The 759-nt window shown below is 70.4% G+C and carries 1 protein-coding gene; it reads left to right on the forward strand.

Going from position 1 to position 759, the window contains the following annotated elements; all coding sequences use genetic code 11:
- Nucleotides 1–102: 102 nt before the first annotated feature.
- Nucleotides 103–759 (forward strand): DUF1156 domain-containing protein (locus AC5LUJ_RS21770; RefSeq protein ID WP_493465635.1); only part of this gene is annotated, 657 nt, incomplete at its 3' end.

The following is a 759-nucleotide window of genomic DNA, read 5'->3' on the forward strand; positions in this document are numbered from 1 at the left end:
CACCGGTGCACCCGTTTGCCCTGAACATGTAGGGACCCGCCACTATGTTCAGTTACGACGTTGGGTGGTTGCCCGGGTCGGGGGCGTAGAGGGGCCGGGGGCATGGTGCAGGCGCGGAAGCTGATCGAGGTGGCGCTGCCGCTGGAGGCGATCAACCGGGAGTCGGCCCGGGAGAAGTCCATCCGGCACGGACACCCCTCCACGCTGCACCTGTGGTGGGCGCGAAGGCCGCTCGCGGCGGCCCGAGCCGTCCTCTTCGCCCAACTCGTCGACGATCCGAGCGCGCGGCCCGAGGAGTTCCCCACCGAGGAACTGCAACGGAAAGAGCGGGATCGCCTGCACCACCTCATCGAGCGACTCGTGGTCTGGGAGAACACCCGCGACGAGAAGCTCCTGCGGGAGGCCCGCGAGGAGATCCTGAAGTCCACGAACGGCAACCCGCCACCGATTCTGGACCCCTTCGCCGGCGGCGGCAGCATCCCCCTGGAGGCCCAGCGGCTCGGCCTGGAGGCGCACGCCTCCGACCTCAACCCCGTCGCCGTCCTCATCAACAAGGCGCTCATCGAGATCCCCCCGAAGTTCCGCGACCAGCCCCCCGTCTACCCCGGCCTGGCCGGCTCCGAGATTCGCGCCTGGAAGGGCGCCGAGGGCCTGGCCGCCGACGTGCGCGCCTATGGCGCCTGGATGCGCGACGAGGCCGAGAAGCGCATCGGCCACCTCTACCCCAGGGCCACCCTCCCCGACGGCACCAAGGCAGGA

The sequence above is a fragment of the Protofrankia sp. CiP1_Cm_nod3 genome, from assembly GCF_982290655.1.